This window comes from Streptomyces sp. V4I23 (assembly GCF_030817975.1).
In the GTDB taxonomy this organism is placed as follows: Bacteria; Actinomycetota; Actinomycetes; order Streptomycetales; family Streptomycetaceae; genus Streptomyces.
This window is the reverse complement of sequence record NZ_JAUSZW010000004.1, coordinates 3,216,460-3,229,751: the sequence shown is the minus strand read 5'-3', so window position 1 is coordinate 3,229,751 and position 13,292 is coordinate 3,216,460. Positions and strand designations below refer to the sequence as shown.

Genomic DNA, 13,292 nt, shown 5'->3' with positions numbered 1-13,292 from the left:
CACATCGGGGACCGTCCCCCATCGGCCCCCGATCCAACTGACGTGCCCTCTCGGGGATTTCCCCTACGAGGCGACCGGCTGCTCCGCGCCCCCGGCCCCGTACCTGGCCACGTACTCCCGGGCCTCGCGCAGCTGCTCGGGGTGCAGGGCGTCGCCTGCGGCGAGCACCCGGGGCAGCAGGGCGCGTTCCGTGGTCCCGGCCCGGAACGACAGCGAGACGGTGACGTCGTGCTCCGGCCGGTGCACGATCTCGATCGGGTCGCCCGCACGGATCTCGCCGGGCGTGATCACCCGCAGGTACGCCCCGGGGGCGGCGGCCCGGGTGAACCTCCTGACCCAGCCTTTCTCGTCCAGCCAGCTCGCGAAGGTGCGGCACGGGATGCGTCCGCCGGTGACCTCGAGCACCAGTTCTTCGCCGATCCGCCAGCGCTCGCCGATCCTCGCGCCGTTGACGTCGAGCCCGCTCGTCGTGAGATTCTCACCGAACGAGCCGCTCGCCAGCGGCCTGCCCAGCTCCTTCTCCCAGAGGTCCAGATCCTCGCGCGCGAAGGCGTAGACGGCCTGGTCGGTGCCCCCGTGGTGACGCAGGTCGGATATGGCGTCGCCGGCCACCCCGCTGCCTCCCTCGCCTTTGCGGCCCGGATCGCTCACCCGGACGGCCCCCTCCGCCGGGCGCTTGTCGATGCCGGTCGTGCCGGTGTCCGCGTAGTCCACCGGCTTCAGCCGCCCCACGTTCACACTCAGAAGCTTCATACGGGGCACGCTAGCCCGGTGCTCCTCAAAGGAGCCAGCCGATATTTCCCCTCGGCCCCCAAGGCTCCCTTATGCTCAAGGGGTGATCGAAGCCCGTCATCTCCGTGTCCTGCGCGCCGTCGCCGCCACCGGCTCCTTCTCCGCCGCCGCGCGCGAACTGGGCTGCACCCAGCCCGCGGTCAGCCAGCAGATGAAGGCGCTCGAGACCTCGGCCGGCACACCGTTGCTCATCCGTACGGGCCGGGAGATGCGCCTGACCCAGGCCGGCGAAGTGCTCGTCCGGCACGCCTCCGGCATCCTCGCGGGACTCACCGCGGCGGAGGAGGAGATCGCGGCCATCGCCGGTCTGCGGGCGGGCCGGGTCCGGCTGGTGTCGTTCCCGAGCGGCAGCTCCACGCTCGTGCCGACCGCGCTCGCCGCCCTGCGCGCGGCCCACCCCGGCACCAGGGTCTCCCTGGTCGACGCCGAGCCGCCCCGCTCCGTCGAGATGCTGCGCGAAGGTGACTGCGACGTGGCCCTCGCCTTCCGATACGGCACGGCGGGCGCCGAATGGGACGACCTCGTGGTGCGTCCGCTGCTCACCGACCGGCTCGTCGGGCTCGTGCCGGAGGGGCACCGCCTGGCGGGAGCGGAGAGCGCCGCGATCGGCGACCTCACCGACGAGCCGTGGATCGCGGGCTGCCCGCGCTGCCGCCGTCAGCTCGTGGAGGTCTGCGAGGAGGCGGGCTTCACCCCCCGGATCGACTTCGCGACGGACGACTATCCGGCGGTGATCGGGCTGGTGGGCGCCGGTCTGGGCGTGGCGGTGCTGCCGGAGCTCGCGCTGGAGTCGGTGCGCCCCAAGGGCGTGCGGACGATCGCGGTGACCCCGCCCGTCGTGCGCGAGATCGTCGCCCTGACCCTGCCCGACCTGTCCCAGGTCCCGGCGGTCGCTGCGACCCTCGACCAGCTGACCTTGGCAGCCCGGCGCTGAGGACACGGAAGCCGGTCCCGGCAGTGGCCGGGACCGGCGGGGAGTCGGGGGCTGGGGCGCAGGGGGATCGCCCGTTGCCGTTCGTGCAGATGATCGTCGTCGGTCGTCGTCGCTGTCGTATTCGCTCATACGGGCGAAGGAACGTTTCTTCGATAGCTCGCGGTCCGGGCGTCAGCCGCCCACCGCGCCGCCCGCGCTCGTCGCGGGGATCAGTCGATGGCGTGCGCGTCCCATGAGCTCCTCGCGCTCGTCCTCGGTCAGCCCGCCCCAGACGCCGTACGGCTCGCGCACGGCCAGTGCGTGTGCGGCGCACTCGGCCCGGACGGGGCACCGCATGCAGACCTCTTTCGCCGAGTTCTCGCGCGCACTGCGCGCGGCACCGCGCTCGCCTTCCGGATGGAAGAAGAGCGAGCTGTCGACCCCACGGCATGCCGCGAGGAGCTGCCAGTCCCACAGATCGGCGTTGGGTCCGGGAAGGCGAGAGAAATCTGCCATAGCGCATGTCCCCTTGAAACCGTGCTGAGTGGATACAGGACAAGTCGGATACGGACGGGACTCCTGGCCGGCCTGTGCCGGATCCGGCACCCCGCACTGTGCCAACGACCGTACATCTGCTGTGTAAGTAGATGTAAATATGACTCATTGCGAATCTAGCCAAAGACACCAGCGAATGGGAAGAAAAGCCGCTGAATGGGGCACGGCTTGCCGAAGAAACGACGGTGACCTGCGGCGCTGCGGTTCGCGTACGGTCCCCTACGCAGAGTGCCGAAGAGCCTCGTCCGACCCGTAACTCTTTCGAGTGACCGTCGTTGAGAGGGCGGAGGCGGTTGAAGGAACAAGCTGTCGGGCACATGTCCGAGAGCGTTCAACCGCTCAGGTGATGAAACGTACCCAGCCTGGAGGCTCAAGGTGACGCGCATTTGCTGCGAGAGCCACGGAGGTCAGTCATGACATCCGTCCTCGTCTGCGACGACTCCCCGCTTGCCCGAGAGGCGCTCCGCCGCGCGGTCGCGACCGTGCCCGGCGTCGAGCGCGTGACGACCGCGGCCAACGGCGAGGAAGTCCTCCGCCGCTGGGGCGCGGACCGCTCGGACCTGATTCTGATGGACGTACGCATGCCCGGACTGGGCGGCGTCGAGACCGTGCGCCGGCTGCTGTCGGCCGATCCGGGCGCCCGGATCATCATGCTCACCGTCGCCGAGGATCTGGACGGTGTCGCGCTCGCGGTCGCCGCCGGCGCCCGGGGTTATCTGCACAAGGACGCCTCGCGCGCCGAACTGCGGGCGACCGTGACCCAGGCGCTCGCCGACCCGACGTGGCGGCTCGCCCCGCGCCGGCTCCGCTCGGCCGAGATGGGCGCCGCGCCCACCCTCACCGCGCGCGAGATCCAGGTGCTGGAGGGCATGAGCCACGGCCGGTCCAACGCGGAGATCGGGCGTGAGCTGTTCCTGTCAGAGGACACGGTGAAGACGCACGCCAGGCGCCTGTTCAAGAAGCTCGGCGCCTCGGACCGGGCGCACGCGGTGGCGCTCGGATTCCGGTGGGGCCTGGTCCGCTGAGTGGGCCCGTACGGGGTGACGGATGCCCGAGGGCATCCGTTTCCCGCGCGATGCCGCATCCTTGAGGGTGTGGAGTTCCTCGGGGACAAGTCGGTCGAGCGGGAGGGGAGGGCGCAGGAGATGAGTTCCGGCGCACCTGCTCATAACGCTTCGGTGCACAACATGGGACGCGGTGCCACGGACGCTCCGGCGCCGAGGCACCATGGACCGATGCGTGACGACGAGGCGGCGAACGCCCAGGGGGCCATCGGTGCGCTCGTCCATCGTGCCGTCGACGGCGACGAGCAGGCCACGCACGACCTGCTCGCGCACGTCCACCCGCTCGCGCTGCGCTTCTGCCGTTCCCGTCTGAACAGACTTCCGGGCGACGCCCGGCACTTCGCCGACGACCTCGCCCAGGAGGTCTGCGTCGCGGTGCTGATGGCGCTGCCGCGCTACAGGGACACCGGAAGGCCCTTCGAGGCCTTCGTCTTCGCCATCGCCTCGCACAAGGTCGCCGACCTGCAGCGGGCCGCGATGCGGCACCCCGGCTCGACGGCCGTGCCGTCCGACGAGATGCCCGAGCGGCCCGACGACTCCCTCGGCCCCGAGGAGCGCGCGCTGCTCAGCGACGACGCCGAGTGGGCCAAGAGACTTCTCGCCAACCTCCCGGAGAACCAGCGCGAGCTGCTGGTGCTGCGCGTCGCCGTCGGGCTGACGGCGGAGGAGACGGGGCAGATGCTGGGGATGTCGCCCGGTGCGGTGCGGGTCGCCCAGCACCGTGCGCTGAGCCGTCTGCGGGCGCTGGCCGAGCAGTGATCCGCGCGGCGGCCGCGTACGTATGAACGTACAAAGCTGCTTACTGATCTTGATCGTGGAATGAGACGGGTGCCGAGCCCGTTAGCATGGACATCCGCACCGATCAAGGCCATTGGGGAAGGTGTCATGACCAACGTCGACGGAGTGCCCGAGAAATTCGCGACACTCGGGCTGACCTACGACGATGTGCTTCTGCTGCCGGGTGCGTCGGAAGTGCTTCCTAACGCAGTCGACACCTCGTCCCGTGTCTCCAGGAATGTCCGGGTGAACATCCCGCTGCTCTCGGCGGCGATGGACAAGGTTACCGAGTCCCGCATGGCGATCGCGATGGCGCGCCAGGGCGGCGTGGGTGTGCTGCACCGCAATCTGTCCATCGAGGACCAGGTGAACCAGGTCGACCTGGTCAAGCGTTCCGAGTCCGGCATGGTGACCGACCCGATCACGGTGCACCCCGACGCCACCCTCGCCGAGGCCGACGCCCTGTGCGCCAAGTTCCGCATCAGCGGTGTGCCGGTGACCGACGCCGCGGGCAAGCTGCTCGGCATCGTCACCAACCGTGACATGGCCTTCGAGTCGGATCGCACACGCCAGGTGCGCGAGGTCATGACCCCGATGCCGCTGGTCACCGGCAAGGTGGGCATCTCCGGCGTGGACGCCATGGAGCTGCTGCGCCGCCACAAGATCGAGAAACTTCCGCTGGTCGACGACGCCGGCATTCTCAAGGGCCTCATCACGGTCAAGGACTTCGTCAAGGCCGAGCAGTACCCGAACGCGGCGAAGGACGCCGAGGGCCGTCTGCTCGTCGGAGCGGCCGTCGGTGCGAGCCCGGAGGCGCTGGAGCGGGCTCAGGCACTGGCCGGTGCGGGCGTCGACTTCCTGATCGTCGACACCTCGCACGGACACAACAGCAACGCCCTCAACTGGATGGCGAAGATCAAGTCGAGCGTCGGTGTCGACGTCATCGGCGGCAACGTGGCGACGCGCGACGGCGCCCAGGCCCTGATCGACGCGGGTGTGGACGGCGTCAAGGTCGGCGTCGGACCCGGTTCCATCTGCACCACCCGTGTGGTCGCCGGCATCGGTGTCCCGCAGGTCACCGCGATCTACGAGGCGGCGCTGGCCTGCCGCGCCGCAGGCGTCCCGGTGATCGGCGACGGTGGCCTGCAGTACTCCGGAGACATCGGCAAGGCGCTCGCCGCAGGTGCCGACACGGTCATGCTGGGCAGCCTTCTCGCGGGCTGCGAGGAGTCCCCCGGTGAACTGCTCTTCATCAACGGCAAGCAGTTCAAGTCGTACCGGGGCATGGGCTCGCTCGGGGCGATGCAGTCTCGCGGCCAGGGCCGCTCGTATTCCAAGGACCGCTACTTCCAGGCAGAAGTGGCCTCCGACGACAAGCTCGTCCCCGAGGGCATCGAGGGCCAGGTGCCCTACCGCGGTCCGCTCGCGGCCGTGCTGCACCAACTGGTCGGCGGCCTGCGCCAGACCATGGGCTACGTCGGAGCGGCCTCCATCGACGAGATGGAGAGCAAGGGCCGGTTCGTCCGGATCACCTCGGCGGGTCTCAAGGAGAGCCACCCGCACGACATCCAGATGACGGTCGAGGCGCCGAACTACAGCAGGAAGTAGCGCGTACGTCCCACGAGGGGGGCGGTCCCGGGTCGCCGGGGCCGCCCCTCGTGTGTGGGTCGGGGATACTGGTAGGGCCCCAGGCGCAGAAGTAAGAGGGAAAGGCCACACATCGTGACTGAGATCGAGATCGGGCGCGGCAAGCGCGGCCGCCGGGCGTACGCGTTCGATGACATCGCCGTCGTACCGAGCCGGCGCACGCGGGACCCGAAGGAGGTCTCGATCGCCTGGCAGATCGACGCCTACCGCTTCGAGCTGCCCTTCCTGGCCGCCCCGATGGACTCGGTCGTCTCCCCGAGCACCGCGATCCGCATCGGCGAGATGGGAGGTCTCGGTGTCCTGAACCTCGAGGGCCTGTGGACCCGCTACGAGGACCCGCAGCCCCTGCTCGACGAGATCGCCGAGCTGGACCCGGAGAGCGCCACGCGCCGGCTCCAAGAGATCTACGACGCTCCGATCAAGGAGGAGCTGATCGGGCAGCGCATCAAGGAGGTGCGCGACTCGGGCGTCGTCACCGCCGCCGCGCTCTCCCCGCAGCGCACCGCGCAGTTCTCGAAGGCCGTCGTCGACGCCGGTGTCGACATCTTCGTCATCCGCGGTACGACGGTCTCCGCCGAGCACGTCTCCGGCGCCGCCGAGCCGCTGAACCTCAAGCAGTTCATCTACGAGCTCGACGTCCCGGTCATCGTCGGCGGCTGCGCCACCTACACCGCCGCGCTGCACCTGATGCGCACGGGCGCGGCGGGCGTGCTCGTGGGCTTCGGCGGCGGAGCCGCGCACACCACGCGCAACGTGCTGGGCATCCAGGTTCCGATGGCGACCGCCGTCGCCGACGTGGCCGCGGCCCGCCGCGACTACATGGACGAGTCCGGCGGCCGGTACGTCCACGTCATCGCCGACGGCGGTGTGGGCTGGTCGGGCGACCTGCCGAAGGCGATCGCCTGCGGCGCGGACGCGGTGATGATGGGCTCGCCGCTGGCGCGCGCGACCGACGCGCCGGGCAAGGGCCGCCACTGGGGCATGGAGGCCGTCCACGAGGACGTGCCGCGCGGCAAGCTGGTCGACCTGGGCATCGTGGGCACGACCGAGGAGGTCCTGACCGGTCCCTCGCACAGCCCGGACGGGTCGATGAACTTCTTCGGCGCGCTGCGCCGGGCGATGGCGACGACCGGCTACAGCGAGCTCAAGGAGTTCCAGCGGGTCGAGGTCACGGTGGCGGACTCGCAGCACAGCCGCTGACGTCCGGCCGTACACAGGGAAGGGCCTGGCACTTCGGGACGCTGCGTCCTTCGGTGCCGGGCCCTTCCCTGTGCGGGGTGCGCGTCAGCCGTCGGCCTTCCCCGATCGCGGCGCCCGCGCGGACGACGTGTGTCCTGCCGTCCGCGGCCTCCCGTACCTGCGTCGGGTCGTCGGTGATGCCCCCCGTACCGGGACCGGATCTGTCCAGCGCCGCACACCGGCTCCTCAGAGGCGGTGGGCCGCGCCCGCGGGGGTCGCTCCCCGGGTGTCGAGCAGGAGTTGCGCCTTGACCGCCAGTCCCTGGAGGTCGTACGTGCGGTGGTGCTGGAGCAGCACCGTCAGGTCCGCGTTGGCGGCGGCCTCGTAGAGCGAGTCGGCGCGGGGGACGGGCAGCCCGTTCACCTGCCAGTCCGGGACGTACGGGTCGTGGTAGCTGACGGATGCACCGAGGTCCATCAGGCGGCGGGCGATTTCGGTGGCGGGAGAGCCGGTCAGGTCGGCGAGGTCGGGCTTGTAGGTGATGCCGAGGAGCAGGACGCGGGCGCCGCGGGCCGACTTGCCGTGCTCGTTGAGGAGCGTTGCGCTGCGCTGGATGACGTACTGCGGCATCCGGGTGTTGATGTCCTGGGCGAGGCCGACCATGCGCAGGGTGCGGCCCGTGGGCGGGAGGTGGCCGGGGTCGAGGGGGACGCCGTGCCCGCCGACGCCGGGGCCGGGACGGAAGGCCTGGAAGCCGAACGGCTTGGTCTCGGCGCAGCGGATGACGTCCCACAGGTCGATGCCGAGATCGTGGCAGAGGACGGACATCTCGTTGACCAGCGCGATGTTGACGTGCCGGAAGTTCGTCTCCAGCACCTTGACGGTCTCGGCCTCGCGCAAGCCGCGTGCCCGGACGACCTTGTCGGTGAGCCGGCCGTAGAAGGCGGCGGCCGACTCGGTGCAGGCGGGAGTGAGGCCGCCGATGACCTTGGGGGTGTTGGCGTAGCCGTGGTCCCGGTTGCCGGGGTCGGTGCGGCTGGGGGAGTAGGCCAGGTGGAAGTCGCGCCCCGCGCGCAGGCCGGAGCCCTGTTCGAGCAGCGGGCGGAGGAACTCCTCGGTCGTACCGGGCTGGACGGCCGATTCGAGGAGCACCGTGGTGTGCGGGCGCAGCCGGGAGGCGAGGGCGCGGGCCGCGTCCGCGAGTGGGGTGAGGTCGGGCGCGCCGTCCGGGCCGGGGGGTGTGGGGGCGCAGATGACGGCGGTGCGCACCCGTCCCAGTTCGGCCGCGTCGGTGACCGTGCGGAAGCCGGCGGAGAGCATGCGGCGGATGTCCGCGGCGGTGACTCCGGCGGCCGGTTCGGCGGGACGGCGCGGGTCGGGGTCGTAACCGATGGTCTCGATGCGAGCTGCCACGGCGGCCTGGGCGAGGGGCAGACCGAGGTGGCCGAGTCCGATGACGGCGAGATCTGCGGGCATGGCGGTGGCCGTCCTTTCCCATAGCCGGAGGGGACAGAGGTCGCAAGCCCTGTGGGCGGAACGGGCGTGCGCAATGTCAGACTAGGCGTAAATATGACCGTTATGTCGGATTGTGCGCGTGTGGCTAACGGAGTGTTATCCACAGGCGGTGGCTGAAGTCGGTGAGTGCGGACAGAATCGAGGTTGTGAGCCCGACCGCAGGGGACGCACGGGGGCGACGGGAGGCAGCAGTGAGGACAGCGACACTGGGACCCGAGGAGCGCGCCGCAGCGCTCGCCGGTATGGCCGAGCGTGAACTGGACGTGCTGGTGGTCGGCGCCGGCGTCGTCGGAGCGGGCACCGCGCTGGACGCGGCGACGAGAGGCCTGGCGACGGGGCTCGTCGAGGCGCGCGACTGGGCGTCGGGCACGTCGAGCCGGTCGAGCAAGCTCATCCACGGCGGTCTGCGGTATCTGGAGATGCTCGACTTCGCCCTGGTCAGAGAGGCACTCAAGGAGCGCGGGCTGCTCCTGGAGCGGCTGGCCCCCCACCTGGTCAAGCCGGTGCCCTTCCTCTATCCGCTGCAGCACAAGGGCTGGGAGCGGTGGTACGCGGGATCGGGCGTCGCGCTGTACGACGCGATGTCGGTCTCCTCGGGCCACGGACGCGGTCTGCCCGTGCACCGCCATCTGTCACGGAGTCATGCGCTGCGGGTGGCGCCCGCGCTGAAGAAGGACGCGCTCGTGGGCGCCCTGCAGTACTACGACGCCCAGATGGACGACGCCCGTTTCGTCACGACCCTGGTGCGCACGGCCGCGAGCTACGGAGCCCACGTGGCCAGCCGCGCAAGGGTGGTCGGCTTCCTGCGCGAGGGTGAGCGGGTCGTCGGGGCACGGGTGCTCGATGTCGAGGCCGGCGGGGAGTACGAGATCCGTGCCCGCCAGATCGTCAATGCGACCGGGGTGTGGACGGACGACACGCAGGCGCTGATCGGCGAGCGCGGACAGTTCCACGTGCGGGCGTCCAAGGGCATCCACCTCGTGGTGCCGAAGGACCGCATCCACTCCTCCACCGGTCTGATCCTGCGGACCGAGAAGTCGGTGCTGTTCGTCATCCCGTGGGGCCGGCACTGGATCGTCGGCACCACGGACACCGACTGGGACCTGGACAAGGCGCACCCCGCCGCGTCCAGCGCGGACATCGACTACCTGCTGGAGCACGTCAATTCGGTGCTCGCCGTGCCCCTCACCCGCGACGACGTCCAGGGGGTGTACGCGGGGCTGCGGCCGCTGCTCGCCGGCGAGTCCGACGCGACGAGCAAGCTCTCCCGCGAGCACACGGTGGCGCACCCGGTGCCGGGGCTGGTGGTCGTGGCGGGCGGCAAGTACACGACGTACCGGGTGATGGCGAAGGACGCGGTGGACGAGGCGGTGCACGGTCTCGACCAGCGGGTGGCCACATGCGTCACGGAGGAGACCCCGCTCCTCGGCGCCGAGGGCTACCGCGCCCTGTGGAACGCCCGGGCGAGGATCGCGTCGCGGACCGGGCTCCATGTCGTGCGCGTGGAGCACCTGTTGAACCGGTACGGCTCCCTGACCGAGGAGCTGCTGGCGCTGATCGCCGAGGACCCCTCGCTCGGCGAGCCGCTCACCGGCGCCGACGACTACCTCCGCGCCGAGGTCGTCTACGCGGCCTCGCACGAGGGCGCACGCCATCTGGACGACGTGCTGACGCGGCGCACCAGGATCTCGATCGAGACCTTCGACCGGGGGACGCGCTGTGCGCGGGAGTGCGCGGAGCTGATGGCTCCGGTGCTGGGGTGGGAGAAGGCGCACGTCGAGAAGGAGGTCGAGCACTACGAGAAGCGGGTCGAGGCGGAGCGGGAGTCGCAGCGTCAGCCGGACGACCTGACGGCGGACGCGGCGCGGCTGGGGGCACCGGACATCGTGCCGATCTGACGGATGCTCCGGGGCCGGGCCGGAGCGTGCCCGTCCGCTCTGGCGGGCAGGCCGGCCTCCCCGACTGTTTCCGCCGAACCCTGATCGGCGGTGAGTCGCCTTGCCCACGGGGGCGGGCAAGGCGGGCAAAGCCCCCACCAGCGCAGGGGCGGCCCTCACACCGCGTGACCGCCCGATTGGGCGCCGTGTCCGCGCGCCCGCGTGCGCCCGGTGGGTGGACCCGGGAGAGATTCCCGTCCCGGAGTAAGGGACAATGGTCGCTCTGCCAGGGCGGGTTACCGCATCGAGCGGGAAGCGGCAGGCGCGGGCGAAGATCAGGGATCGCAGAGGGGACGCATGTCGGAGGCTGAGCAGTCGCGGGAGCCCCAGCGGGACGAGACCGAGGGGGCCGGCCTCGCCGGCAAGGGCGAGGACTCCGCCGTGGGCGCCGGGGGCGGCAGCGGCGACTCCAAGCCCGAGGACGCGGGGGAAGCGCCGGGGGGAGCGGCGCGTGGCGGGACGGTGACGGCCCCTCAGAGCGGTGCGTCCGATGCCGGGGCGGGAGACGAGACGCCGTCCGGCGAGACGTCGTCAGGTGACGTGTCGTCCGATGAGGCCTCGGCCGGAGAACTGTCGTCCGCTGACGTCAAGCCCTCGGACGCCGGCGTCGGGGAGGCAGCCGCCGCGGAGGACCCGGCGGCGGGCACGGGCGACGGCGACGCCGACGAGGTGGGCTCCGACGCGGGTGACGCTCCCGCGGCCGACGACGTGACGGCCGCGGGTGCGGCCAAGGACGTGACCGGCACGACCACTGGCAACGGGGACGCGGCGCCCTCCGGCGCGGCCAAGGCCGGTGCTGACGTGGCCTCTGACAGCGCGGACGGCAACGGCCCTCGCGACGGCGGCGCGGCAGCCACCGGTGCGGGTGAGTCCGCCTCCGGCGGCGGCGCGGCAGCCACAAATGCGGGCAAGGACGCCACCGGCGTCGCCGAGAGCGGCACCCGCCGTGGAGCCGCGGGGGCCGGAGCCAAGAAGGCCGCCCCCAGCGGAGCCAAGGCCCCCGAAGGGCGGTTGCTGGCCGGGCGTTACCGGCTGGGAGGCGTGCTCGGCCGCGGTGGGATGGGCACGGTGTGGCGTGCCGTCGACGAGACGCTCGGGCGCACCGTTGCCGTCAAGGAGCTGCGCTTCCCGAACGCGATCGACGAGGAGGAGAAGCGCCGGCTCATCACGCGTACGCTCCGCGAGGCCAAGGCCATCGCCCGGATCCGTAACAACAGCGCCGTCACCGTCTACGACGTCGTCGACGAGGACGACCGGCCGTGGATCGTCATGGAGCTCGTCGAGGGCAAGTCGCTCGCCGAGGTCGTGCGCGAGGACGGCGTCCTGACGCCCCGTCGCGCGGCCGAGGTCGGGCTCGCGATCCTCGACGTGCTGCGTTCCGCGCACCGCGAGGGCATCCTGCACCGCGACGTGAAGCCGTCGAACGTGCTCATCGGCAAGGACGGCCGCGTCGTCCTCACCGACTTCGGCATCGCCCAGGTCGAGGGCGACCCGTCGATCACGTCGACCGGCATGCTCGTCGGCGCCCCTTCGTACATCTCGCCCGAGCGCGCCCGCGGCCACAAGCCCGGCCCCGCCGCGGACCTGTGGTCCCTCGGCGGCCTGCTGTACGCGAGCGTCGAGGGCTCCCCCCCGTACGACAAGGGTTCGGCGATCGCGACGCTGACCGCCGTCATGACCGAACCGCTCGACCCGCCGAAGAACGCGGGCCCGCTGGAGGAGGTCATCTACGGCCTGCTCGCCAAGGACCCGGCCCAGCGGCTCGACGACGCGGGCGCCCGCGCTCTGCTCACCCAGGTGGTCAACGCCCCCGAGGCGCCGGTCCGGACGGCCGAGATCGAGGCCCCGGTGGAGCAGACGCGGGCCATACGGATCCCGCCGGTTCCGCCCGTTCTCCCAGCGCCGCGCCCGGACGCCAAGCCGAAGGACCCGGCGGCCGAGCGGCTGCGCGGGGCCCTGCGTTCCGTACGGAACGCCGCCGCGGCGGCCAAGACGGAGTCGCGGTCCGAAGCGGGCGGGGGGACGAGGACCGCGACCACGGCCGGGGCGCCGACGGCTTCCGCCGCTCCGTCCTCCGGCAAGCCCGCTCCGGTCCGCGCGCCGCTCACCGATGTGGTGCCCCGCCGCACCCTGGTGATCATCGCGGTCGTCGCCGCGCTGGTGGTGCTGTCCACCGTGCTCGTCTTCGCGTTCGGCGGCGACGACAAGGCCAACGAGGGCAAGGGCAAGGACGACACCGCCGCGTCGGCGGGCTCGACCGCGGGCGGCGACGGCAAGGCCGCGAGCGGGGGGTCGGGCGGTGCCCAGACCCCTGACAGCAGCGCAGGAACGGGCGAAGAGACCACTGACGGCGGCAGTGACGGTGCGCCAGGGAGCAATGGCTCGCAGGGGAGCGGCACGGATCGGTCCGATGACGGGACCGACGCCGGTGATGAGCAGAGCACGGTGGCCTACCGGCACGACCAGGGTTTCTCCATCGGCCTGCCTAAGGGCTGGAAGCACACCGGGACCGACAAGGCCGGAGCGCGATTCTCGGGCCCCGACGGTCAACGGCTGCTCGTGGGCTGGACAACCTCTCCGAAGAGCAACCCGGTCGCCGACTGGACAGCCCAGGAAGCGTGGATGCGGCGTGACAACTACAAGCGAGTGAGCATCAAGGCTGTCGAGTACCGGGGTTGGACGGCTGCCGACTGGGAGTTCACGTTCACCGAAGGAGGAACGAAGTACCGGTCTGTGGACCGGGGCTTCGTGGTGCGTCGGGACCTCGGTTACGGGATCATGTTCACTGCTCGCGACGCCGGCTGGGCGGAGGCCGACGTGACGCTCCAGACCTTCTTCAAGACCTTCCAGCCGAAGGCCGGCTGAGCGGTCCTGTCTCCGAGACCCCACGAGACGTCATGCCGCTTTCGTGGC

Annotated in this window: 10 protein-coding genes; 7 read left to right on the top strand and 3 right to left on the bottom strand. The window is 71.2% G+C overall.

The window, feature by feature from the left end; translation table 11 throughout:
* Positions 1-63 precede the first annotated feature (63 nt).
* Entirely contained in the window at positions 64-753 is a 690-nt protein-coding gene (locus tag QFZ82_RS16690; RefSeq protein ID WP_307713939.1) for an MOSC domain-containing protein, read from the bottom strand.
* Between the two features lie 82 nt (positions 754-835).
* Between QFZ82_RS16690 and QFZ82_RS16685 the strand changes: the two genes are divergently transcribed.
* A complete protein-coding gene (locus QFZ82_RS16685) occupies positions 836-1,726 on the top strand; it encodes a LysR family transcriptional regulator (protein WP_307713938.1) in 891 nt (296 codons plus the stop codon).
* Positions 1,727-1,897: 171 nt separating this feature from the next.
* On the opposite strand, the gene QFZ82_RS16680 is transcribed toward QFZ82_RS16685, so the two are convergent.
* The gene (locus tag QFZ82_RS16680) at positions 1,898-2,221 is read right to left on the bottom strand and encodes a WhiB family transcriptional regulator (RefSeq protein ID WP_177148662.1); all 324 of its coding nucleotides are present in this window, start codon (positions 2,219-2,221) and stop codon (positions 1,898-1,900) included.
* 452 nt (positions 2,222-2,673) lie between these two features.
* Between QFZ82_RS16680 and QFZ82_RS16675 the strand changes: the two genes are divergently transcribed.
* From QFZ82_RS16675 to QFZ82_RS16660, 4 genes are all read left to right on the top strand, one after another.
* Positions 2,674-3,285 carry a response regulator transcription factor gene (locus QFZ82_RS16675; RefSeq protein ID WP_003948568.1) on the top strand — a complete coding sequence of 204 codons (612 nt, stop codon included), beginning with the start codon at positions 2,674-2,676 and terminating at the stop codon, positions 3,283-3,285.
* A gap of 210 nt (positions 3,286-3,495) precedes the next feature.
* Positions 3,496-4,083: a sigma-70 family RNA polymerase sigma factor gene (locus QFZ82_RS16670; RefSeq protein WP_307713937.1), complete on the top strand. Its 588-nt coding sequence runs from the start codon at positions 3,496-3,498 to the stop codon at positions 4,081-4,083.
* Between the two features lie 126 nt (positions 4,084-4,209).
* Entirely contained in the window at positions 4,210-5,709 is a 1,500-nt protein-coding gene (guaB, locus tag QFZ82_RS16665) for an IMP dehydrogenase (protein WP_307713936.1), read from the top strand.
* Between the two features lie 114 nt (positions 5,710-5,823).
* A complete protein-coding gene (locus QFZ82_RS16660; protein WP_307713935.1) occupies positions 5,824-6,948 on the top strand; it encodes a GuaB3 family IMP dehydrogenase-related protein in 1,125 nt (374 codons plus the stop codon).
* Positions 6,949-7,173: 225 nt separating this feature from the next.
* Here the strand turns inward: QFZ82_RS16660 and QFZ82_RS16655 are convergent, their stop codons facing one another.
* The gene (locus tag QFZ82_RS16655) at positions 7,174-8,403 is read right to left on the bottom strand and encodes a nucleotide sugar dehydrogenase (RefSeq protein WP_307713934.1); all 1,230 of its coding nucleotides are present in this window, start codon (positions 8,401-8,403) and stop codon (positions 7,174-7,176) included.
* 230 nt (positions 8,404-8,633) lie between these two features.
* Here QFZ82_RS16655 and QFZ82_RS16650 point away from each other — a divergent pair, with 230 nt between their 5' ends.
* Together QFZ82_RS16650 and QFZ82_RS16645 are read left to right on the top strand one after the other, a co-directional pair.
* A complete protein-coding gene (locus tag QFZ82_RS16650) occupies positions 8,634-10,340 on the top strand; it encodes a glycerol-3-phosphate dehydrogenase/oxidase (protein WP_307713932.1) in 1,707 nt (568 codons plus the stop codon).
* A 336-nt stretch (positions 10,341-10,676) separates the two neighbouring features.
* Positions 10,677-13,244, top strand: coding sequence for a serine/threonine-protein kinase (locus QFZ82_RS16645; RefSeq protein WP_373429292.1), 2,568 nt, complete (start codon positions 10,677-10,679; stop codon positions 13,242-13,244).
* Positions 13,245-13,292: the final 48 nt, after the last annotated feature.

Bases quoted from the DNA above. Each gene is read 5' to 3' on its own strand.
- QFZ82_RS16690 (WP_307713939.1), bottom strand. From the start codon at position 753: ATGAAGCTTCTGAGTGTGAACGTGGGGCGGCTGAAGCCGGTGGACTAC.
- QFZ82_RS16680 (WP_177148662.1), bottom strand. From the start codon at position 2,221: ATGGCAGATTTCTCTCGCCTTCCCGGACCCAACGCCGATCTGTGGGAC.
- QFZ82_RS16675 (WP_003948568.1), top strand. From the start codon at position 2,674: ATGACATCCGTCCTCGTCTGCGACGACTCCCCGCTTGCCCGAGAGGCG.
- QFZ82_RS16670 (WP_307713937.1), top strand. From the start codon at position 3,496: ATGCGTGACGACGAGGCGGCGAACGCCCAGGGGGCCATCGGTGCGCTC.
- guaB (WP_307713936.1), top strand. From the start codon at position 4,210: ATGACCAACGTCGACGGAGTGCCCGAGAAATTCGCGACACTCGGGCTG.
- QFZ82_RS16655 (WP_307713934.1), bottom strand. From the start codon at position 8,403: ATGCCCGCAGATCTCGCCGTCATCGGACTCGGCCACCTCGGTCTGCCC.
- QFZ82_RS16645 (WP_373429292.1), top strand. From the start codon at position 10,677: ATGTCGGAGGCTGAGCAGTCGCGGGAGCCCCAGCGGGACGAGACCGAG.